Origin of the sequence: Streptomyces sp. FXJ1.172 (genome assembly GCF_001636945.3) — a bacterium.
In the GTDB taxonomy this organism is placed as follows: Bacteria; Actinomycetota; Actinomycetes; order Streptomycetales; family Streptomycetaceae; genus Streptomyces.
The window spans coordinates 6,413,349-6,433,757 of the sequence record NZ_CP119133.2; the positions used below are offsets into that span (position 1 = coordinate 6,413,349).

Here is a 20,409-nt window from a genome sequence, read left to right on the forward strand (position 1 = left end):
TCGCGCCCGGCTTCCGCATCCGCTTCGCCCGCTGACCGCCGTTTGCGGCTCCCCTCGCGGGTCACCCGGCAGGGGAGCCGGCCGGTCGGCCGGTCCGGGTGGAAGGCAAGCTCATGACGGACACGACGAGCGGCTCCGGCGGCGAGCGTCCCGGCGGACGTGTCCCGCCGCCCGACGAGGACTGGACCCCCGCGGACGCCCCTGCGCGCCGCCGCGCACCGGGCCACCACACACCGGGAGACCCCCTGCCGGGGGAGCGGCTTCCCGGCGAACCTCCGCCGTCACCGACGGGGCCGGCCCGCCTGCCCGGCTCGACCGGTCCCGGCAGAGAGGGCCTGACGGCCGACGACCGCGTCCCGGAGGATCTCCGGCACCCTCCCGGCCCGGCGGGCACCGGCCCCCCGCGCGGCGGGCCGGCCACTGAGGGGCCGCACCGGACCGAGGGGCCACGGCCCGCGGCGGAGAACCTGGCGTACGCGAGGGGCGGGCACCCGGTGCCGGGCGGGCGCGGGACGCCGTACGAGAGCCCGATGCCGGACGACGGGCTGGGGACTCCGTCCCCCGGCGAGGAGACCACACGCGAGGCACACGGCAGCGACTCCCCGGGCCCGGACGCCTGGCCGGCGGCACCGGGCCGCGCGACGCCGTCCCCCGGCGACACCGCCCCCGCTCCCTCCGGCGCCGGTGCCCCCCTCCTGCCCCACGAGGACACCGACCGCTGGGAGCGGCGGATGCGGGAGCTGGCCGCCGGATTCGCGGCGGAGCCCCGCCGGGTCGTCGAGGAGGCCGATCACCTGGTGGAGGAGATCGCGGGACGGTTCGATGCGGCGCTGCAGCGGCGGCGCCGTACGCTGCGGCGGTCCTGGGAGGCCTCCGAGGACCGTGGGCCCGGCTCGGACGCCGACACCGAGCAGCTCAGGCTGGTCCTGCGGGACTACCAGGAGCTGGCCGGGCGGCTGCTACACCTGTGACTCCCTCGCGGCGGCCCTGCGCTGCCGCCACTCCCGTACGACCTCTTCGACGTCGTACGGCTTCCTGCCCAGCGGGGGACCGGGCGGGGGCTTGAACATCATGTCCTTGATCTTGACGTTGACGTCCTCGATGATCTTCCGGGCGATGCGCTCCGAAGGGGCCGCGTACGCCGCCGCGAGCGCGTCCTCGGCCTCCTTGCGCAGAGCGAGCGCGGGCGGCAGGACGGACAGGCCCTCGCGCGCCATCTTCCGCTTGACCCACCACAGTTCGTCGTACGTGGAGTCGACCTCGGCGGGCAGCGGCTCGCCCGCCCCCGGCAGCTGCTCGAACTCACCGCGCCCCTGCGCGTCACGGATCTGCTTGTCGACCCACGAGTCGAACGGCACACCCGGTGGCTTTCGCTCGGTCATGACTCCATTGTGCCGGACGGCGCCCGGGCGGGCGTTTTATCATGCGGCGCGGCAGGCCAATCCGGCCGCCGTGCAAGGACGTGCAGGGACGTCACAGGGGGAACGCGCGTGCTCGAACTCACCATGGCCACCGTCTCCGGGGCCGACTCCGCCGCCACGGCCGGCATGACGATGGCCGAGGCGCCGAGCGAGCCGGGCGCCGTGCTCCGGGTCGGCCGGGACGCCGCTTCGTGCCGGCTGGTCACCCCGGAGGACTGGCTGTTCGTCTCCCGCGTCCACCTGGAGTTCCAGTGCGGACCGGACGGCGCCTGGCAGTTGACCTGGCTGCGCGGTTCGCAGGCCGAGCCGTCCTCCGAAGTGCGCCTGACCGCTGGGCAGTTCAGCCAGCCGCTCGGCTACGGCGCGACGGTACGGCTGCCGCACGGCGGGTCCGGCGAGATCGTCGTCCAGGACCGCACCGCGCCGCGCAGCGTCAACGTCGGCTTCTACCACGAGGTGTGAGCCCGCGTCAGGTACCGGATCCGGCTCAGGCCAGCACCCGGGCCAGGGCGAACCCGTCGTAGCCCTTGCTGCCGACCGTCTGCAGCGCCGTACCGTCGAGCCTCGGATGGGCGGCGATCAGCTCGATCGCGGCGCGGGTGCCCACGATGTCCGCCTCGGTGCTGTCGGCGTCCACGACCCGGCCGCCGCGCACCACGTTGTCCAGGACGATCACGCTGCCCGCACGGGTGAGCTTCAGCGCCCACTCCACGTAGTGGGCGTTGTTGGCCTTGTCGGCGTCGATGAAGACCAGGTCGAAGGGGGCCGGGTTCTCGTCGGCGAGCTTGGGCAGCGACTCCAGGGCCGGGCCGACCCGCACCTCGGCGATCCGGTCCAGGCCCGCCCGGGCGATGTTGCGTACGGCCACCTCGGCGTGCCGTGCGCTGTACTCCAGCGAGATCAGCCGGCCGTCCTCGGGCAGCGCCCGGGCCAGCCAGATGGTGCTGTATCCGCCGAGGGTGCCGATCTCGAGGACGGTGCGCGCACCCTGCACCCGCGCGAGCAGCTGAAGGAACTTGCCCTGCGCGGCCGTTACGGCGATGTTCGGCAGCCCTGCGGCCTCGTTCTCCCGCAGGGCTGCCTGCAGCGCCTCGTCGTCGGGCGCGAGATGGTGGATGAAGTAGTCGTCGACGTCGTCCCAGACCTGCGAGCCGGTCATGCCCGTACTGCCTTTCCCGAGTGCCTGCGCTACCCGTGCATGATCTCAGCCGACGGGCGCCGAGGGGGAGAGCGGGGACGGGGACTTCACGGGTGGCGTGGCCGTGGTGCCTACCGCTTCTCCACCGCCGGCGCCGAACCGGGCAACGGCAGCCCGGCCGACTCCGACATCCGCCACACGGCGAACCCGCCCACGACGGCCGCGGCCATCATGTAGTACGCGGGCATCATCATGTTTTCGGTGGCCCCGATCAGCGCGGTCACGACCAGCGGGGTCGTGCCGCCGAACAGGGACACCGACACGTTGAAGCCGATGGACAGGGAGCCGTAGCGGACCCGGGTCGGGAAGAGGGCGGGCAGCGCGGCCGGCATGGCCGCCGTGAAGCAGACCAGGAGCAGACCCAGCGCGCCCATGCCCAGCGCGACGGCGAGCAGGCTCCCCTGGCGGATCAGCAGCACGGCGGGGACGGACAGGAGCAGGAAGCCCGCGCAGCCCGCCGCGATCACCGGACGCCGGCCGACCCGGTCGCTCAGCGCGCCCGCGAACGGCTGGACGATCATCATCAGGACCATCACGCCCAGCACGACCAGCAGGCCGTGCGTCTCGTCGTACTTCAGCTCACTGGTCAGGTAGCTCGGCATGTACGACAGCAGCATGTAGTCGGTGACGTTGAAGACCAGCACCAGGCCCATGCAGATCAGCAGCGCCTTCCACTGGCCCGCCACCATCTCGCGCAGCGGCACCTTCGGGCGCTGCGCCTCGGCCTTGTCCATCTCGGCCGCGAACGCCGGGGTCTCCTCCAGGCGCATCCGCAGGTACAGGCCGATGATGCCCATCGGACCGGCGATCAGGAACGGCACGCGCCAGCCCCAGGTCAGCAGGTCGTGCGACGACAGCAGGGCCGTCATCAGCGTCACCAGGCCCGCGCCGCCGATGTACCCCGCCAGCGTGCCGAACTCCAGCCAGCTGCCGAAGAAGCCGCGCTTCTTGTCGGGCGCGTACTCGGCGATGAAGGTGGACGCGCCCGCGTACTCACCGCCCGTCGAGAAGCCCTGCACCAGGCGGGCGGCGAGCAGCAGCAGCGGGGCGCCCACGCCGATCGAGGCGTACGACGGGATCAGGCCGATGGCGAACGTGCCCGCCGCCATCATGATCATCGTCAGGGCAAGCACCTTCTGGCGGCCCACGCGGTCGCCCAGCGGACCGAAGACCATGCCGCCCAGCGGGCGGACCAGGAAGGCCGCCGCGAACGCCCCGAACGTCGACAGCAGCTGCGCGGTCGGGTTGCCGGACGGGAAGAAGACCTTGCCCAGGGTGACCGCGATGTAGCTGTAGACGCCGAAGTCGAACCATTCCATCGCGTTGCCGAGCGCCGCCGCCTTGACGGCACGCCTGACGAGCGCGGGATCGGTGACGGTGACCTCAGGGGCCTGGGCGGCTTTCGCGGCCCGGCCCGACTGCGGGGTCTTCTGCGGGGCCGGGTACGGGGTGACGGCTGTGGCGGCTGCCAAAACGGGGCTCGCCTACCTTTCGACGGGGACAGGGACGCGGTCCGCGGGCGACGCTGCCGGGTAACGGGCCGAAAAACGACCATAGGGGGGTTTCGACCCCTTACGTCACGTAGGCAACTGGCTGCATAGTGCAGCTAAACGGCGCGTATGCAGGTACGTCTGCCCGTTTCACGCGCGCCACCGCGGCCCCGCACTGTGATCCTTCTCGCGCCCCGCAACCGCAACCGCACAGGCCGCTGGCCATCGTCATCCGGACAAAAGGCGAACGGACGTCAGGTGAAGCGGGGGTTGCCTGCGTCTAGGTCCGGGGGGTCTGCGAGCCTCATAGGGTTCGCAGAGGTACGTGGCGTATACGGCGCCGGACGAACGGGGCGGGAGGCCGACCAGGCGTGGCGAACGTGGAGCACAGCGGGCGACCAGCGGATGCCTTCGGGCAGGCCATCACCGGAACACGACTGCGCGCGGCCCGGCTGGCGCTGTGGGCGGTGGCGGCGATCCTCGCCGTACGGCAGATGACCGTCGTCCTCAGCACCCCGAGCGGCGAGCGGCTGACCGACCTGGAGACCTGGGTCGGCCCGCACGGCGTCCTTCATGTGAACGGCTCGATCTACGACTCGACCCGCTTCACCGGCACTCCCTTCGGCGGCCTGGTCCTCAAACCGCTGACCCGCTCCGCCCAGGCCGCCCTCGGCTGGAGCTGGACCTTCGGCACCCTGCTGCTGGTCGTCGCGCTCGGCCTGGTCGCCGCCCGCGCGCTGCCCCAGCCGGTCGGCCGGCGCACCTCGCTGCTGGCCGCGCCGGTCGCGATCAGCCTGCTGATGCTGTCCCTGCCGGTCCGCAACGCCCTGTGGCTCGGCCAGACCAGCATCATCCCGGTGCTGCTCGTCCTGCTCGGCTGCTTCGCCGTCCGCGGGCAGCGGGCGAGCGGGCTGTGCATAGGCCTGGCCGCCGCGCTCCAGCCGACCCTGCTGCTCTTCGCCCCGCTGCTGTGGTTCACCGGCCGCCGCCGGGCCGCGCTCACCACGGCCGGTGCCTTCGCCGCCTGCACCGCGCTCGCCTGGGCCGCGCTGCCGCACGACTCGTACGCGTACTGGGTGCACCACATGGCCGGGGTCGGCCTCGGCGGCAAGGCGGACGCCCTCGGCAACCAGTCGCTGCACGGCGGCCTGCTCCGGCTCGGCCTGACCGGCCCGCTGGAGATCGCCGTCTTCCTGGTGCTCAGCGCCGCCGTCGCGGCCCTCGCCATGCGGCGCGCGGTGCACTACGCGGCCGACGGCCAGCTCCTGCTCGCCGTCGCCGTCACCGGCTGCGCCATCGTCGCCGTCTCGCCCACCGCCTGGCAGTACCAGCTGCTGTGGGTGCTGCTCGCGGTGGTCGGCCGGGTCGGCAAGCGGGCCTCCGACCGCTGTGTCTGGCCGGTGGCCGTGGTCCTCGTCACCACGCTCCCGGCGAAGATGATGCTGCCGAACATGCCGGCGCTGTACCCGCTGCGCGACAACCTCGTGCTGCTCGCGGCCCTGGCCGCGGCCACCGCCGTGCCGTTCCTGTCCCGGACGTCCCCCTACTACCAGACCCCGGTGCCCACGGAGTACGCCCCGCAGGTCCCGGCCCGCTTCCGGCGCGTCCCCCTCGTCCCGTTCCTGCGCCGGGTGCTGACCCGCCCGAACCTCCTGCTGGAACTGCTGCTCATCCGGGTCGTCTACGCCGCCTACTCACAGGTCCGCCTCGCCGCGACCGGCGGCACCATCTCCGGCGGCCGGGCGCGCGCCGAGCACCACGGGCACATCGTGCTCGACATCGAGCGCTTCCTGCACATCGACATCGAGCACTGGGTCAACCACACCGTGGTGAAGATCGACTGGCTGCGGGAGTTCTTCGGCTTCTACTACGAGTCCTTCCACTTCGTGGTCCCGCTGAGCGTGCTCGGCGTCCTGTACTGGCGCCGCCCCGTCGACTACCGCTGGGCCCGCGCCTCCCTCGGCTTCGCCACCTTCCTCGCCCTGATCGGTTTCTGGCTCTTCCCGCTGGCCCCGCCGCGCCTGATGCCGGGGCTCGGCATGATCGACACCGTCCACGGCGTCCAGGACTTCTCCAAGCCGAACTACGGCACGCTGACGGCGCTGACCAACCAGTACGCGGCCATGCCGTCCCTGCACTTCGGCTGGGCCCTGTGGTGCGGTGTCATCATCGCGGTCATCGCCCCGAAGTGGTGGATGAAGGCCCTCGGCCTGCTGCACCCCTTCTTCACCGTCTCGGCCATCATCGCCACCGGCAACCACTGGGTGCTCGACGCGGTCGGCGGCGCGGCGGTGGTGACGGCTGGTTTCGGGCTGTCGTATCTGTTCCAGGGGCCGCGGGCGCGGGTGGTCAGTACGGCGGTGGCCCGGGAGGAATCCGTCTCCGTCCGGACCCCGGCCCGGAGCTGACCGCCAGCCGCTCCTGGAGCCGGGCGTGCCGGAACTGGTACACGGGGCCCGTCGCCCGCAGCAGATTGCGGCGGCGGGCGTCCTCCAGGAAGGACATCAGGCGCACGGGGGTGCCCAGGCGCACACGCAGTTCCACGGCGGTGAGGGCGGTGGCGACGGCCAGGTTGCCGAGGGGCCCGGACAACAGGGCGGGCAACAAGCCCGCGCACAGCCCGGTCACGACACCGCTGCGCCGGTCGTAGTGCGAGCCGACCGAGACCCCCACGAACAGGCCCACGGACAGGCCGGTCAGCAGTCCAAGGGCGAGCCGCAGCCTGATGTGGTGCCGCCAGACCTCGCGGGGGCCGACCGACCGGCTCTGCGTGACGGGCCGCCACCACCACCGTCGCCGCACCCGGTACCGCTCGTACCCGGCCTCCGGCCCGAGGACGATACCGACCACCAGATCGTGCCCCCGGCCGGCGGCCAGCGCCAGATGGAACGCGGCCGGCACCGCACCCACGGCACACAGCCACAGGGGGAGCGCGGAGCCTCCCCACAGCAGGCTCAGGAGCCGGAAGACAACCCAGCCGGCCGACGTCACGGCGAACCAGTTCCAGGCGGCGTTGAGAAGCGAGCCCCGGGGGAAGATGTCCCGCCATCCGGCGCTCGGCAGCCGCTGCGGAGCGCTGAGGTCCCGGACCCGCATTCCGGCCAGGCCCGCGCACGTGAACGCCGCCCAGACGGACAGCCACGGGCTCCAGCCGGGAAGCGACCGCAGGACGCGGAACCCGAGGGCCAGATACAGCGTGCCGACGAGCAGGCGCGCGCCCACCGCCCTCGTCCGCGGGTCCACCCACGCCGGGAGGTGCCACCAGCGCAGGTCCCGGGTGCCTTCCCGGTCGAGTCGCCGGGCGATGAACCGCAGGGTGCGTTCCGCCGTCTCCGGTGTGTACCGGGGCCGTGGGTAACCGGGTCGCGCCGTGTACGCGGTGGTGACCGCACGGTCGAGCAGATGGTCCTCGACGGCGCGCGGTCCGGGGAAACGGGTGGTGTCCAGCAGCTCGTCGACGGGGCCGTCGTCGGCGTAGGCGTCCCGCAGCAGGGCGACGGCCAGCGGACCGGCGAGTGCGCGGGCGACCGGCTGGTCCGCCGCCCCCTCGTCCAGCAGATGGTCGCTGATCGCGCGCCAGGCCCGCGGCGGCGGATCGGGCAGCGGCCGCAGCAGATAGCCGGCGGCGTCGGCGGGCCGCACCGGCTCCAGTTCCAGCGCGACCGCGCCCCCGAGCCGGGCCTCGCGGGCGGTGGCGACGGCTTCCGCGGTGCGGGAGACCAGCACCAGCCGGGACGGCGCCGACTCCAGGCCGCCGACGATGTCCGCCCGCGCCCGCTCGTCGGCCTCGTCCAGCCCGTCCAGGAACAGCGCGATCCGGCCCGTCGTCACCAGCGCCCTGGCCAGCTCGCGCCCGCCGCGCCCCCGGAACTGGGTGTAGGCGCGGGCCAGTTGCCCCACCACCCAGTCCACGGGTGTCTGCCCGGCAGGGTCCCAGCCCTCCAGGGACAGCAGCACCGGCACCGGCGTGCGCGCCCGGTCCTCCTGCCCGGCCTGCGCCCGGTGGGCGAGCGCCTCCAGCACGAGCAGCACGGCGGCGGCCGTCTTGCCCGCGGCGGGCGGCCCGATCAGCAGCAGCCGGCCGGACGCCAGTCCGCCGTACACCTCGTGCAGTTCGCGCAGCCCGCCGCCCGCGCGCAGCCGTTCGCCGGTGGCCGGCGTCAGTCCGGGCACCGGGGCGAACCGGGACCGGCTGCCCTCGCCGGTCGCCGCGCCCACCGGCCCGGTGACCCCGTGCCCGCCCAGGCGCCACCGCACCGGCAGCGGGGCCGGGTCGAGCAGCCGCCGCAGCCCGGCCTCCTCCTGCCACTGCGCGGCGACCGCACGGGCCAGCTCGTCGGCCGCCAGATCGAGCGGCGCGCCGGCGGTCAGATAAGTCTGGACGAGCATGGTGTTGTGCTCGCCGACCTGGAAGGCGGCGGCGCCGTTGAAGGTGTTGCCCGACACCCCGCCGGGTCTGTCTTCGCCGGAACGAGTCATGCGGAGCGGGTCAGTCGTGCGAGCCGAAGCGGGGGTTCATGCGGTTGTTGTCGCCGATCTGGAAGGCGGTACCCCCGTTGAAGGTGTTGCCGTACACCCCCGGCTGACCGGTTGCGCTGTTCCCCCCGAAGTCGCCGGCCAGAGACCGCAGTTCGGAGACCGCCCGCTCCTGCTCGGCCGCGCTCAGCACCCGGAGCAGGGAGAGGAACTCACCCTGCCACAGCTGCGCGTGCGCGGCCCGCACCCGCTCCCGCTCGTCATCGTCCGCGGCGGCCGCCAGCGCGTCGCGGGTACGGTCCAGTCGGTCCAGCGCCCCCTCCTCCTGGCCCCGGTCGCCCCGGCCCACCACCCGCGCGACACGTGTCCGGAGGAAGTCCCACACGGCCGTTCCGGCCGCCTGCCCGGCCGCCTGCCCGGCGGCCTGTGCGATGACCAGGCCACCGCCCGCCGCCACCGCCGTCATCTCCGCCATGTCCGTCACCGCTCACGCCTCCCGGCTCGTCTGCCGTGTGCGTCCGCCGTCAGGTGATCCCGCACTCGAACCACACCGTCTTGCGGCCCCCCGCCCACGGCGTCACACCCCACTTGTCGACCACGGCGTCCAGCAGCGCGAGCCCGCGACCGCCTTCCCGCTCCAGGTCCATCTCGCATACTAGCGACGGGAGTTGACGGAAACCGTCCGCCACTTCGACCCGTACGCCCGCCGTCCGCCGCGCGAGCAGCACGGTGCAGCGGCGGTCCGGAACATGCCGTACGACATTGGTGACCAGCTCGCTCACGCCCAGCTCCACCGCGGACGTCAGCTCCGTCAGCGTCCATTCGCGGAGCAGCGAGCGGACGATGCGGCGGATGTGGCGTACCGAGTGCTCGCCGACGGTGAGGTTCATGCGGTACTGGGGAGTGTGGGGAATGTTGAGGTTCACAGGGCGAGGCTGACCTGCGGTCACTACGCTGGGCAACTGGACGAACACAACAGGTCCGGGAGGGGACTTGGCATGGTGAACATCAACACCCTCGACCCCAGCGCCTCACCACTCGATTACTACGGCTTCGAGCTGCGCCGGTACCGGGAAGCGGCGGATCTCACGCAGCGGCAGCTCGGGGACGTCATCAACTACACGGGGTCGATGGTTGGCCAGGTGGAGACGGCCCGGAAGCTGCCGACGCTGGACTTCAGCCAGCGGTCGGACGCGGCGCTGTGCACGGGCGGGTTACTGACACGGTTGCATCCGCTGGTGATGCGGAGCCAGCTTCCGGCCTGGTTCCAGCAGGTGGCTGAGCTGGAGGTGCGGGCGGCGGAGATCTGTACGTTCCAGACCCACCTGATCCACGGCCTGCTTCAGTCTCCGTCCTATGTACGGGCGGTGCTCGGAGTGCTGGATCGGGACAAACTAGGGGATCGGGCGGCCGTTCGGCTCGCTCGCCAGCGCATCTTCGAGAAGGAGGAGCCACCGGTCTTCTGGATGGTCCTCAGTGAGGCCGCGCTGCATCAGGAAATCGGCGGCCATGAGGTCATGCGCGAGCAACTGGCCCACCTGCTGACTTTCGAGGACGACCCCCGGATCAACGTGCAGATCCTGCCGTATTCGGTCGGCGAACACCCGGGACTGCAAGGCTCGTTCACCGTCTTTCGCTTTGTCGGTGACCCAAGCATCGTCTACACCGAGGGGTACGGCAGCGGGCATACAACCGCGAACCCGGACACCGTCAGGGACTGCTCGCTCCGTTACGATCATCTTCGAGCCGCCGCGCTCTCTATCAAGGACTCGGCGGGGCTGATCCGACGGGTGATGGAGGACCGCTATGGAGAGCAAGTGGCGTAAGTCCAGCTACAGCGGCGACCAGGGCGGCGAATGCGTCGAGTGCGCGCCCCTCGGCCCGCTCGCCTGGCGCAAGTCGTCGTACAGCAGCGACCAGGGCGGCCAGTGCGTTGAGGTCGCTGAACTGCCGGAGGCAACTGTCGCCGTCCGCGACTCCAAGACCCCGGCGGGGCCGATCCTCACCCTCGACCCCGCCACCTTCACCACCTTCGTGAACTGGGCGTCTGTGTCGGCTACAGCCGCTGAATGATCGTCCCGGTAGCCAGCCCACCGCCCGCACACATCGTGATGAGGGCGAACTCCTTGTCCACGCGCTCCAGTTCGTGCAGGGCGGTGGTGATCAGGCGGGCGCCGGTCGCCCCCACCGGGTGACCGAGGGCGATCGCACCGCCGTTGACGTTGACCTTGTCCAGGTCCTGTTCGAAGACCTGGGCCCAGCTCAACACCACGGATGCGAAAGCCTCGTTGATCTCGACGAGGTCGATGTCCTTCAGGGACATCCCCGCCTTGCCCAGCACCGCGCGCGTGGCGTCGATCGGACCGTCGAGGTGGAAGTGCGGGTCGGCGCCGACCAGCGCCTGGGCGACGATCCGTGCCCGGGGCTTCAGTTTCAGCGCCCGGGCCATCCGCTTGGACGCCCACATGATCGCCGCGGCCCCGTCCGAGATCTGTGACGAGTTGCCCGCCGTGTGGACGGCCGTCGGCATCACCGGCTTCAGCCGGGCCAGCGCCTCCAGGGACGTGTCGCGCAGGCCCTCGTCCTTGTCGACCAGCCGCCACATGCCCTGACCGGCGTACTGCTCCTCCTCGGTCGTCGGCACCTGCACGGCGAAGGTCTCCCGTTTGAAGCGTTCCTCCGCCCAGGCGAGGGCGGCCCGCTCCTGGGAGAGGACGCCCAGCTCGTCCACGTCCTTCCTGCTCAACCCCCGGTGCCGTGCGATCCGTTCGGCCGCCTCGAACTGGTTCGGCAGGTCGACGTTCCACTCGTCCGGGAACGGCTTGCCGGGACCGTGCTTGGAGCCCGACCCGAGCGGGACCCGGCTCATCGCCTCGACGCCGCAGCTGATGCCGACGTCGATGACGCCGCCCGCGACCATGTTGGCCACCATGTGCGAGGCCTGCTGGGAGGAGCCGCACTGGCAGTCGACCGTCGTGGCCGCCGTCTCGTAGGGGAGACCCATGGTCAGCCAGGCGGTGCGCGCGGGGTTCATGGACTGTTCGCCGGCGTGGGTGACGGTGCCGCCGACGATCTGCTCGACCGCGTCGGCGGGGATCCCGGTGCGGCCGAGGAGTTCACGGTAGGTCTCGCCCAGGAGATAGGCGGGGTGCAGGTTGGCGAGCGCGCCGCCGCGCTTGCCGATCGGGGTGCGGACGGCTTCGACGATCACGGGTTCGGCGGCCATGGGTGCGGGTCCTCTCCGAGAGGGCTCTCCTCCAGAACTAGTACGCGTTCTAGTTCTGCCCAGCAGTCTGCTGACGTGATGTCCATCACCGCAAGGGTCTTGCAGGTGCCGGAGTTGCGATCTGCACGAATTCCGCACGGATTGGGGGCGCCGTACCCCTTGCTACTTGTAGAACCCGTTACTACCTTCACGGCACCCGCTGATGGACCGTCAGGACTTAACGACGGGAGCCGCCGATGCACTGCCCCGCGCTGCCCGACGGGTTCGACCTCACCGATCCCGACCTGCTCCACCACCGCGTGCCCCTCCCGGAGTTCGCCGAGCTGCGCCGCGCCGAGCCGGTCCGCTGGATCCCCCAGCCGCACGGCGTCGCGGGCTTCGCCGACGACGGCTACTGGGCCGTCACCCGGCACGCGGACGTCAAGTACGTCTCCACGCACCCGGAGCTGTTCTCCTCCACCCTCAACACCGCGATCATCCGCTTCAACGAGCACATCCAGCGCGACGCGATCGACGCGCAGCGCCTCATCCTGCTCAACATGGATCCCCCGGAACATACGCGCGTCCGGCAGATCGTGCAGCGAGGCTTCACGCCACGTTCCATCCGCGCCCTCGAGGACCGCCTCCGGGCACGGGCCGGGGCCATCGTCACGGCCGCCCGCGCCCGCTCCGGGCCCTTCGACTTCGTCACCGAGGTCGCCTGCGAACTGCCCCTGCAGGCCATCGCCGAGCTGATCGGCGTGCCCCAGGAGGACCGGTCCAAGATCTTCGACTGGTCCAACAAGATGATCGCCTACGACGATCCCGAGTACGCCATCACGGAGGAGGTCGGCGCCGAGTCGGCCGCCGAGATCATCGCCTACGCCATGAACATGGCCGCCGAGCGCAAGCAGTGCCCGGCCCACGACATCGTGACGACCCTGGTGGCGGCGGAGGACGAAGGCAACCTGAACTCCGACGAGTTCGGCTTCTTCGTGCTGATGCTCGCGGTGGCCGGGAACGAGACCACCCGCAATGCCATCACCCACGGGATGCACGCCTTCCTCACCCATCCCGGGCAGTGGGACCTCTTCAAGCGGGAGCGGCCGGGGACGACGGCCGAGGAGATCGTCCGCTGGGCCACCCCGGTCAACGCCTTCCAGCGGACGGCCACCCAGGACACGGAGCTGGGCGGGGTACGGATCGGGAAGGGGGACCGGGTCGGCCTCTTCTACGCCTCCGCCAACCACGACCCCGAGGTCTTCACCGACCCCGACGCCTTCGACATCACCCGCGACCCCAACCCCCACCTGGGCTTCGGCGGTGGCGGCCCGCACTTCTGCCTCGGCAAGTCCCTCGCGGTGCTGGAGATCGAGCTGATCTTCAACGCGATCGCCGACGCCATGCCCGGGCTGCGACTGGCCGACGAGCCCCGGCGGCTGCGCTCAGCCTGGATCAACGGGGTCAAGGAACTGAAGGTCGCGGCCTCCTGAGCGGGCCGGTCACTCCCGGCCCGACGCCACCGCCGCCAGCACGGCCGAGGCCGCCGCCGCGATCGCGAGCGGGATGCCGAGGCCGTGGTGGAGGACCAGCCAGGCGCCCAGGCAGGCGCCGGCGACCATGGCGATCACCGAGGCGGTGCGGCGCGGCGAGCGGTGGCCGGTGGCGTCGCCGAGGCGGGACTCGGAGGCCAGGCCGGTCAGGGTCATCGTCAGGACGGTGGTCGTCAGATCGGCGACGCCCAGCTTGCGGACCGTGGCGTTGCGCAGGCCCATCGCGTATCCGGTGAGGGCGATCAGGGCGTAGACCGTGCCCGTGGCGTGCGGCCAGGCGAAGGCGACCGCCGCCGACACGGCCACCAGGAGCGCCTCACCGGTGAGGGTCAGCCGGGTCCAGCGGCGGCGCGAGTCCTTGCCGGCGCGGGCCGCCAGCCGGCCGCCGGTCACCGCGCCCAGCAGGAAGCAGCCCAGCGAGGTGGCCGTGTGCGGGACGGAGAAGCCGGGCGCGCCGGCCGCCGCGAAGCCCAGGACGACGACATTGCCGGTCATGTTGGCGGTGAAGACCCGGCCGAGGCCCAGGTAACTGACGGCGTCGATCAGCCCGCTGACCACCGTCAGGACCAGCAGCACCACTACGAGCCGCAGCCCGCGCGCCTCGGGGTCGTGGGGCTGCCGGGCCGGTGCTTCCTGCGCTGCGCTCATCGCCTCAGTTGACCACGGGCGGGTGGCAGAACGCCGAAGGCGGCGGCCCGGGGATCGGGGCCGCCGCCTTCAGCGGTCGGTGGGAAACGGCTCAGTACCAGCCGTTGGCCTGCCAGAAGCTCCAGGCCTTGACCGGGCTGCCGTAGCGGGACTTCATGTAGTCCAGGCCCCACTTGATCTGGGTGGCCGGGTTGGTCTTCCAGTCGGCACCGGCGGAGGCCATCTTCGAGCCCGGCAGGGCCTGCACCAGGCCGTAGGCGCCGGAGGAGGAGTTGGTGGCGGACGGGTTCCAGCCACTCTCATGCGAAACGATCTTGCTGAACGCGTTGAACTGCGCGGCGTCCGGGATCATCTTGTGCGCGATCGACTGGGCGGAGGAGGCCGACGCGGGCGTGGCGGCCTGGGCGGGCGCCGCGGTCAGAGCCAGGCCGGCGGTGGCGGCGGCCACGGCGGCGGTCGTGAGGGCCTTCTTCGGGGCGGCGATGCGGCGGATGAAGGAGACGGACACGGAGAACCTCTTGCGTCGGGGACAGGGGGCCGCCCGTATGCCGTGGTCACCGTTCGCGCGATGGCCGGCCGTATACGTCGGCGCCGCGGCCCGGGTGGGCTCGTGGCGCCTGGCGACGTCGTCCAGAGAAGCAGGCCCGCAGACCGTCCGCAATGACCCCTTTTACTAGTTGTGGCCGGAACGGAGGCAAACGTCGGCTCTGTGGCGTGGGTCTCAATGCGCAGGTCGGAGAGGGTGCCCGAAGGGATGTTTCGGACATTTGGTGCTACTGCCCCGGATCGTAGGTGATCTGGGTCATGTGGGGTGCTTCACCGCCGCGGTGCCGCTGGGTGAGGTGCCGTCCGCGTCGGGTGACGGCTTCGGGGCGTCGAATGTGACCGCGGTCTCGAAGGCGGCCCGCCGCGTGGCCCGGCGCAGCGCGCGCAGCACCGCCGGGCCGAGGAACAGGGTCAGCACCACCGTGCACAGGGCCCGGCCCAGGTCCCAGCCGAGCGAGGTGGCCAGGCAGTAGGCGACGAAGCGGGCCAGGTTGGCGGGGACGGAGGCATGGGCGTGGAAGGAGATGTCCGAGGCGGCGGCGCCCATGAACGGCCAGCCCGCCAGATTCATGACCGTGCCGTAGGCGAGGGAGGCGAGGAAGCCGTAGGCGGCGAGGAGCAGCAGCTCCGCCCTCCCGCGCAGGCGCACCGCCCCCGGCAGCAGCCCGGCGCCCGTCGTGAACCAGCCCATCGACAGCATCTGGAACGGCAGCCACGGCCCGACCCCGCCGGTGAGCAGCGCGGACGCGAACATCGTCACCGAGCCCAGCGTGAAGCCGAAGCCGGGGCCGAGGACCCGCCCGCTGAGCACCATCAGGAAGAACATCGGCTCGATCCCGGCCGTCCCGGCGCCGATCGGCCTGAGCGCCGCTCCCGTCGCGGCCAGCACGCCCAGCATCGCCACGGCCTTCGGCCCGAGGTCCGACTCCGCGATCGTCGCCGCCACGACCGCGACCAGCAGCACCAGCAGACCCGCGAAGAGCCAGGGCGCGTCCTGGGCGTGGGCGCTCAGCTGCGAGGCGGGCGGGGCGAGGAAGGGCCAGCCGAAGGCGACCACACCGACCGCGCTGACCAGGCTGAGCGCGGCGAGCGAGCGCGGGCCCAGGCGGACGGCGTGCAACCGGGCGGCCCTCATGACAGGGCCTCGCGCACCTCGGCCACGGTGAGCCACTGCTGCGGGGCGAGGACCTTCGTCACCTGCGGGGCGAAGGACGGCGAGGACACCACGATGTGCGCGGTCGGCCCGTCGGCTATGACCTCCCCCTCGGCGAGCAGCACCACGCGGTGCGCGATCTCGGCCGCGAGTTCCACGTCGTGCGTGGCCAGCACGATCGCGTGACCCTCGGCGGCGAGGCCGCGCAGCACGGTCGCGAGGCGGGCCTTGGCCGCGTAGTCCAGGCCGCGCGTGGGCTCGTCGAGGAGCAGCAGGGGCGGCCGGGCGGTCAGCACGACCGCCAGGGCGAGCGCCAGGCACTGGCCCTCGGACAGGTCCCGCGGGTGCGTGCCGTCCGTGATCCCCGGCAGCAGTTCCGACACCAGCGCCCGGCAGGTCCCGGGCTCGGCCCCGGCGTCCCGGTCGGCCGCCGCGCACTCGTCGGCGACCGTGTCGGCGTACAGCAGGTCGCGCGGCTCCTGGGGGACGAGGCCCACGCGGCGTACGAGGTCGGGGGGCGCGGCGCGATGGGGGACGGCATCGCCGACGCGCACGCTGCCCGTGGTGGGTGCGAGGAGGCCCACGAGGGAGCCGAGCAGGGTGGACTTTCCGGCGCCGTTGCGGCCCATCAGGGCGATGGTCTCGCCGGGGGTGACGGTGAGGTCCACGTTGCGCAGGGCCGTGATGCCGTCCCGGCGCACGCACAGGGACCGGATCTCGGCGACCACGGGGGGCAGGGGCGCCGGGTCGGGACGCCGGAAGAAGCGCCGGCGGGCGGGGCGCGTGGGCCGCCCGGTGCCGGTGCCGGTGCCGGTGCCGGGCGGGGGCGGGGGCGACGGCCGGTGTCTGCCGGGTTCCGACAACTGGTCGCGCAGGCCGGCGGCCCGGCGGCGGGCGTCCCTGACGGTCAGGGGGAGGGGTGACCAGCCGGCCAGGCGGCCCAGTCCGACCACCGGGGGGTACACCGGGGAGACGGCCATCACCTCGGCCGGGGTGCCGACGACCGGCACCCCGCCGGGGGACGGCAGCAGGATGGCGCGGTCGGCATAGTGGATCACCCGCTCCAGGCGGTGTTCGGCCATCAGGATCGTCGTACCGAGGTCGTGCACCAGGCGCTGGAGGACGGCGAGCACCTCCTCCGCCGCGGCCGGGTCCAGCGCCGAGGTCGGTTCGTCCAGGACCAGGACCCGGGGGTGCGGGGTGAGGACCGAGCCGATCGCGACCCGCTGGCGCTGGCCGCCGGAGAGGGTGGCGATCGGGCGGTCGCGCAGGGCCGCGAGGCCGAGCAGGTCGAGGGTCTCCTCGACCCGGCGTCGCATCACCTCCGGGGCGAGGCCCAACGACTCCATGCCGTAGGCGAGTTCGTCCTCCACCGTGTCCGTGACGAAGTGGGCGAGCGGGTCCTGGCCCACCGTGCCGACCACGTCCGCCAGTTCGCGCGGCTTGTGGGTCCGGGTGTCGCGGCCGGCCACCGTGACACGGCCGCTCAGCGTGCCGCCGGTGAAGTGCGGCACCAGTGCGCTGACCGCGCCGAGCACGGTCGACTTGCCGACCCCGGACGGGCCGACGAGCAGCACCAGTTCGCCCTCCGGCACCTCGAAACCGACGCCCCGCACACAGGGTCCGGCCGCGCCCTCGTACGTCACGCTGACATCCTCGAAGCGGATCACGACGGCTCCCTGGGGACGACGAAGGCGGGCAGGAGACAGAGCAGGATCGCCGCCGCGGGCCAGAGCGGGAGCGTGGGCGCGACCAGGGGTACGACACCGGGGTGCAGGGCCTGAGGGTCACGGGTGGCGGCGAGCGTGAGCAGCGCGGCGACGGCGGCGCCGGAACCGGCCACCAGCCAGGCCCGCGCGTCCCACGGGTCCGGGCGGTACCGGGTGCGCAGCGAGCGCCGCCCGCCCAGCCGCAGGCCCGCGAGGGCGGCGGCCACTCCGGCGAGCAGCACCGGCAGCCCGTAACCGGCGCCCTCCGCGGTCAGCAGCCCGTACGTTCCCGCGCACACGCCCAGCAGGCCGCCGAGGGTGAGCACGGCCGTCGTACGGCGGACCCGGACGGGGACCTCGGCGCTGCGGCCGTAGCCGCGGGCCTCCATCGCCGCCGCGAGCGCGACCGAGTGCTCCAACGCGCCCTCCAGAACGGGCAGTCCGACCTGGAGCAGGCCGCGCAGGCCCCGGTCCGGGCGGCCGCGCAGCCGGCGGGCGGCGCGCAGGCGCTGGACGTCGGCGACGAGGTGGGGCGCGAAGGTGAGGGCGACGACCACGGCGACGCCGGTCTCGTACAGCGCCCCCGGCAGCGACTTGAGCAGGCGGCCCGGACTCGCGAGGGCGTTCGCCGCGCCGACGCAGATCAGGAGGGTCGCCAGCTTCAGACCGTCGTACGCCGCGAAGACCAGCGCCTCGGCGGTGACCCTGCCGCCCAGCCGGATGCCCTCGGCCCAGTGCGGGAGCGGGACTTCGGGGAGGGCGAGGAGCGTGTGGGTGCCGGGGATGGGGGAGCCGAGCGCCACCGCGAAGACAAGACGGATGAGGAGGACGGCGACGCCGAGCCTGGCGAAGGCGGTGTAGGAGCGGGCGGCGGGGGCGGGGGTGCGGTGCGTCGCCACGACGTAGGCGGACGCGGATATGAGGAGGGCGAGGAGGAGGGGGTTGGTGGTGCGGGTGGCGGCAGTGCCGAGCGAGAGCGCCCAGAGCCACCAGGCGCCGGGGTGGAGCGCGGTCCGGCGCCCGGCGGGGGCGGGTTCGCCCACGCGCGCTTGCGGGGTGCCGCTGCTACGCATCGCGCCGCCGTCGCGACTGCCACACCGCCGCGCCCGCCAGCAGGGCGACCACGCCCGCGCCGATCGGCAACCCGAGGGAAGGTCCGCCGCCCGAGCCGCCGTTCCCCTCCTTCGCGTCCTTGGCGTCCTTCCCTGCGGCGGACGCCCGCTTCCCCGCCGGCACCTGCTCCCCGCACCCCGTCCGCGGATAACCGGCGATCGCGCACAGCAGGGCGTTGGTGTCGTAGCGCAAGGGCCTCGCGACGGCGGCCAGCGCCTCGGCCGTCGTCGCGTCGCCGGACACACGCGCGCAGGCCGTCCGCCGGGCCGGCGGCGTCTCGCCGGACGGCGCGTCCGCCGGGGTGCCGAAGTCGAGGACGAACGCCACCCGCTTCGTGCCGGACCTGGCCGGGGTGGACGCACAGATCGTGCCGAAGTCCGCCGCGCCGCGCGGCCTGCTGGCGTCCGCCGAGTCCGCGCTGACCGCGAAGCGGAAGCCCTCCACCGCGCCGTCGTCGGGCTGGACACCCGACGGGCCCGTCGTGGCGTAGGTCCACTGCCCGCCCGTGCGCTCCCAGAAGGACCAGTAGCGGTACCCGGTGGCATGCGCCTGTGTCGCCGCGGCCGTGAGCAGGACGAACGCGGTCAGCACCAGGCTCGCGGCGCGGCGGGCCGCGGTCACGGCTGCCGCTTCTTGCGGCCGCTCAGCAGGAAGCCGATGCCGATGCCCGCGACGAGGCAGACGCCGACGAACCACCAGGCACCGAACGACGAGTTGTCGTCGGACTTCTTCTTGGTCCCGGGCGTGGCCGAGGCCATGTGCGGGGCCGGGCCCAGCTCGTTGAGGGACCGGACGAGGCTGGTGCCGCCGAAGTCGCCCGGCTGCGCGCCGACCGCGTGCGCGGCGAGGATCAGCTGGGCGTAGGCCGCCGGGCCGCTCTGCTCGGCCCAGTGAGCGGCGTTGTTCTCCAGCCAGGTGTACGACCGCAGCGCCTGCGCGAGCCGGCCGTCGGCGGCGAGCGCGACGACCGCGTCCGCTGTGTTGCCGAAGTCCGGCTGGTCCGTGGCGCCGGGCAGCGTGGACGTCAGGTGGCCGCTCTTCGCGAGGACCGACGCGAGGTTCGCGCCCGCGTTGTCCGCGACCTGTGCCGGGGTGAGGTGCTTGCTGTCGGCGCACTCGTGGGTGCCGGGGGCCTTGCCGGCCCCGGTGACGAACCCCTTGCCGAGCGCACCGAGCACGCCCGCCGCCGTCGCGTCCGCGTTGGCCAGCAGCTTGCCCTTCTTGTCCGGCTGGTAGGCGAGGCCACCGCCGCCGGGCTGGCCGCAGGGGATGGACCGGGCGGCCAGCAGGTCGTAGGGCGACTCGCCCGCCTTGCGGACGTCCGCCGGGTTGGTGCCGACGGCGGCCAGCGCGCCGATGACGACGGACGTGGAGTTGGTGTCGCTGGCGGCGGCCGGGGAGTAGCCCCAGCCGCCGTCCTCGTTCTGCACGGACTTCAGCCAGGCCATGGCCTTGTCGACCGCGGCCTCGTGCCCGCCGGCCGCCTTCAGGGCCTGGACGGCGGCGGCCGTGCTGTTGGTGTCCACCATGACCTTGCCGTCGCAGGGCTTGGCCGGGGCGGCGCGGAACGCGGCGAAGGCGCCGTTCGCGCACTGCTGGCCGGCGAGCCAGTCCACGGCCTGCGCGGCCGGCTCGTAGCCGAGCGTGTGCTGTGCGACCAGCGTCAGCGACTGGCGCCACACGCCGTCGTACGTGGGGTCCGTCGTGCCGTACAGCCCGGCGGGGAGCACGGCCTTCGGGGACGGGGACGGGGACGGCCCGGCGGCCATGGCGGGCGCGGCGGCGGCCAGCACGCCTGCGACGGCGAGAGCCGCTGCGCTGCGGCGGACGTTCATGGGCGGCGACTGCCTCTCCTGCGGGGAGCCGGGCAGCGCGCGGGACACCCCGGGCGGCTCGG

At 72.9% G+C, this 20,409-nt stretch carries 20 protein-coding genes; 6 read left to right on the plus strand and 14 right to left on the minus strand.

The features are described 5' to 3' along the window. Positions 1–113 precede the first annotated feature (113 nt). Positions 114–971, plus strand: a complete 858-nt coding sequence (locus A6P39_RS28770; RefSeq protein ID WP_234378691.1) for a hypothetical protein — start codon at positions 114–116, stop codon at positions 969–971. On the opposite strand, the gene A6P39_RS28775 is transcribed toward A6P39_RS28770, so the two are convergent. Further along, positions 960–1,382 carry a J-domain-containing protein gene (locus tag A6P39_RS28775; RefSeq protein WP_067039164.1) on the minus strand — a complete coding sequence of 141 codons (423 nt, stop codon included), beginning with the start codon at positions 1,380–1,382 and terminating at the stop codon, positions 960–962. The two genes, A6P39_RS28770 and A6P39_RS28775, sit on opposite strands and share 12 nt — an antisense overlap. Before the next feature lie 108 nt (positions 1,383–1,490). On the opposite strand from A6P39_RS28775, the gene A6P39_RS28780 reads away from it, so the two are divergent. Beyond that, positions 1,491–1,883: an FHA domain-containing protein gene (locus A6P39_RS28780; protein WP_067039163.1), complete on the plus strand. Its 393-nt coding sequence runs from the start codon at positions 1,491–1,493 to the stop codon at positions 1,881–1,883. Positions 1,884–1,908: 25 nt separating this feature from the next. Here the strand turns inward: A6P39_RS28780 and A6P39_RS28785 are convergent, their stop codons facing one another. Continuing rightward, the gene (locus A6P39_RS28785; RefSeq protein ID WP_067039162.1) at positions 1,909–2,580 is read right to left on the minus strand and encodes an O-methyltransferase; all 672 of its coding nucleotides are present in this window, start codon (positions 2,578–2,580) and stop codon (positions 1,909–1,911) included. 110 nt (positions 2,581–2,690) lie between these two features. After that, positions 2,691–4,091, minus strand: a complete 1,401-nt coding sequence (gene proP / locus A6P39_RS28790) for a glycine betaine/L-proline transporter ProP (protein WP_067039161.1) — start codon at positions 4,089–4,091, stop codon at positions 2,691–2,693. Between the two features lie 389 nt (positions 4,092–4,480). Between proP and A6P39_RS28795 the strand changes: the two genes are divergently transcribed. Continuing rightward, positions 4,481–6,517: a bifunctional glycosyltransferase 87/phosphatase PAP2 family protein gene (locus tag A6P39_RS28795; protein ID WP_067039160.1), complete on the plus strand. Its 2,037-nt coding sequence runs from the start codon at positions 4,481–4,483 to the stop codon at positions 6,515–6,517. Here the strand turns inward: A6P39_RS28795 and A6P39_RS28800 are convergent. The 3 genes from A6P39_RS28800 to A6P39_RS28810 are packed head-to-tail and all read right to left on the minus strand — an operon-like array spanning position 6,459 to position 9,475. Further along, entirely contained in the window at positions 6,459–8,588 is a 2,130-nt protein-coding gene (locus A6P39_RS28800) for a hypothetical protein (RefSeq protein ID WP_159395917.1), read from the minus strand. The genes A6P39_RS28795 and A6P39_RS28800 overlap by 59 nt on opposite strands. A gap of 10 nt (positions 8,589–8,598) precedes the next feature. Continuing rightward, the gene (locus A6P39_RS28805) at positions 8,599–9,069 is read right to left on the minus strand and encodes a hypothetical protein (protein ID WP_067039158.1); all 471 of its coding nucleotides are present in this window, start codon (positions 9,067–9,069) and stop codon (positions 8,599–8,601) included. A gap of 40 nt (positions 9,070–9,109) precedes the next feature. Continuing rightward, positions 9,110–9,475, minus strand: a complete 366-nt coding sequence (locus A6P39_RS28810) for an ATP-binding protein (RefSeq protein ID WP_067039238.1) — start codon at positions 9,473–9,475, stop codon at positions 9,110–9,112. 108 nt (positions 9,476–9,583) lie between these two features. Here A6P39_RS28810 and A6P39_RS28815 point away from each other — a divergent pair, with 108 nt between their 5' ends. Next, a complete protein-coding gene (locus A6P39_RS28815) occupies positions 9,584–10,411 on the plus strand; it encodes a helix-turn-helix domain-containing protein (RefSeq protein ID WP_067039157.1) in 828 nt (275 codons plus the stop codon). Beyond that, on the plus strand, positions 10,392–10,658 hold the full coding sequence (locus A6P39_RS28820) for a DUF397 domain-containing protein (protein ID WP_067039156.1): 267 nt from the start codon (positions 10,392–10,394) through the stop codon (positions 10,656–10,658). The genes A6P39_RS28815 and A6P39_RS28820 overlap by 20 nt, the downstream gene beginning before the upstream one ends. Here the strand turns inward: A6P39_RS28820 and A6P39_RS28825 are convergent. Next, a complete protein-coding gene (locus A6P39_RS28825; RefSeq protein ID WP_067039155.1) occupies positions 10,642–11,811 on the minus strand; it encodes a steroid 3-ketoacyl-CoA thiolase in 1,170 nt (389 codons plus the stop codon). The two genes, A6P39_RS28820 and A6P39_RS28825, sit on opposite strands and share 17 nt — an antisense overlap. Before the next feature lie 236 nt (positions 11,812–12,047). Here A6P39_RS28825 and A6P39_RS28830 point away from each other — a divergent pair, with 236 nt between their 5' ends. Beyond that, positions 12,048–13,283 carry a cytochrome P450 gene (locus tag A6P39_RS28830; protein ID WP_067039154.1) on the plus strand — a complete coding sequence of 412 codons (1,236 nt, stop codon included), beginning with the start codon at positions 12,048–12,050 and terminating at the stop codon, positions 13,281–13,283. A 9-nt stretch (positions 13,284–13,292) separates the two neighbouring features. On the opposite strand, the gene A6P39_RS28835 is transcribed toward A6P39_RS28830, so the two are convergent. From A6P39_RS28835 to A6P39_RS28865, 7 genes are all read right to left on the minus strand, one after another. Continuing rightward, complete coding sequence (locus A6P39_RS28835; protein WP_067039153.1) at positions 13,293–13,991, minus strand: YoaK family protein; 699 nt, start codon at positions 13,989–13,991, stop codon at positions 13,293–13,295. A 91-nt stretch (positions 13,992–14,082) separates the two neighbouring features. Beyond that, positions 14,083–14,499, minus strand: coding sequence for a transglycosylase SLT domain-containing protein (locus tag A6P39_RS28840; protein WP_067039152.1), 417 nt, complete (start codon positions 14,497–14,499; stop codon positions 14,083–14,085). 294 nt (positions 14,500–14,793) lie between these two features. Beyond that, positions 14,794–15,672, minus strand: coding sequence for an ECF transporter S component (locus tag A6P39_RS28845; protein WP_067039151.1), 879 nt, complete (start codon positions 15,670–15,672; stop codon positions 14,794–14,796). After that, positions 15,669–17,360, minus strand: coding sequence for an ABC transporter ATP-binding protein (locus tag A6P39_RS28850; protein ID WP_067039150.1), 1,692 nt, complete (start codon positions 17,358–17,360; stop codon positions 15,669–15,671). Before A6P39_RS28850 ends, A6P39_RS28845 begins: the two co-directional genes overlap by 4 nt. Next, positions 17,357–18,472 (minus strand): CbiQ family ECF transporter T component, encoded by a 1,116-nt coding sequence (locus tag A6P39_RS28855; RefSeq protein WP_067039149.1) that lies wholly within the window; start codon positions 18,470–18,472, stop codon positions 17,357–17,359. The genes A6P39_RS28850 and A6P39_RS28855 overlap by 4 nt, the downstream gene beginning before the upstream one ends. Then, the gene (locus tag A6P39_RS28860) at positions 18,465–19,133 is read right to left on the minus strand and encodes an SCO2322 family protein (protein ID WP_067039148.1); all 669 of its coding nucleotides are present in this window, start codon (positions 19,131–19,133) and stop codon (positions 18,465–18,467) included. Before A6P39_RS28860 ends, A6P39_RS28855 begins: the two co-directional genes overlap by 8 nt. Continuing rightward, positions 19,130–20,347, minus strand: a complete 1,218-nt coding sequence (locus A6P39_RS28865) for a prenyltransferase/squalene oxidase repeat-containing protein (RefSeq protein ID WP_067039237.1) — start codon at positions 20,345–20,347, stop codon at positions 19,130–19,132. Before A6P39_RS28865 ends, A6P39_RS28860 begins: the two co-directional genes overlap by 4 nt. Between the last annotated feature and the right edge of the window lie 62 nt (positions 20,348–20,409).

What these genes read in the sequence shown, in the direction of transcription:
- A6P39_RS28815 (WP_067039157.1), top strand. Translation starts at nt 9,584, where the DNA reads ATGGTGAACATCAACACCCTCGACCCCAGCGCCTCACCACTCGATTAC.
- A6P39_RS28825 (WP_067039155.1), bottom strand. Translation starts at nt 11,811, where the DNA reads ATGGCCGCCGAACCCGTGATCGTCGAAGCCGTCCGCACCCCGATCGGC.
- A6P39_RS28770 (WP_234378691.1), top strand. Translation starts at nt 114, where the DNA reads ATGACGGACACGACGAGCGGCTCCGGCGGCGAGCGTCCCGGCGGACGT.
- A6P39_RS28820 (WP_067039156.1), top strand. Translation starts at nt 10,392, where the DNA reads ATGGAGAGCAAGTGGCGTAAGTCCAGCTACAGCGGCGACCAGGGCGGC.
- A6P39_RS28775 (WP_067039164.1), bottom strand. Translation starts at nt 1,382, where the DNA reads ATGACCGAGCGAAAGCCACCGGGTGTGCCGTTCGACTCGTGGGTCGAC.
- A6P39_RS28835 (WP_067039153.1), bottom strand. Translation starts at nt 13,991, where the DNA reads ATGAGCGCAGCGCAGGAAGCACCGGCCCGGCAGCCCCACGACCCCGAG.
- A6P39_RS28785 (WP_067039162.1), bottom strand. Translation starts at nt 2,580, where the DNA reads ATGACCGGCTCGCAGGTCTGGGACGACGTCGACGACTACTTCATCCAC.
- A6P39_RS28830 (WP_067039154.1), top strand. Translation starts at nt 12,048, where the DNA reads ATGCACTGCCCCGCGCTGCCCGACGGGTTCGACCTCACCGATCCCGAC.
- A6P39_RS28800 (WP_159395917.1), bottom strand. Translation starts at nt 8,588, where the DNA reads ATGACTCGTTCCGGCGAAGACAGACCCGGCGGGGTGTCGGGCAACACC.
- A6P39_RS28855 (WP_067039149.1), bottom strand. Translation starts at nt 18,472, where the DNA reads ATGCGTAGCAGCGGCACCCCGCAAGCGCGCGTGGGCGAACCCGCCCCC.
- A6P39_RS28845 (WP_067039151.1), bottom strand. Translation starts at nt 15,672, where the DNA reads ATGAGGGCCGCCCGGTTGCACGCCGTCCGCCTGGGCCCGCGCTCGCTC.
- A6P39_RS28810 (WP_067039238.1), bottom strand. Translation starts at nt 9,475, where the DNA reads ATGAACCTCACCGTCGGCGAGCACTCGGTACGCCACATCCGCCGCATC.
- A6P39_RS28865 (WP_067039237.1), bottom strand. Translation starts at nt 20,347, where the DNA reads ATGAACGTCCGCCGCAGCGCAGCGGCTCTCGCCGTCGCAGGCGTGCTG.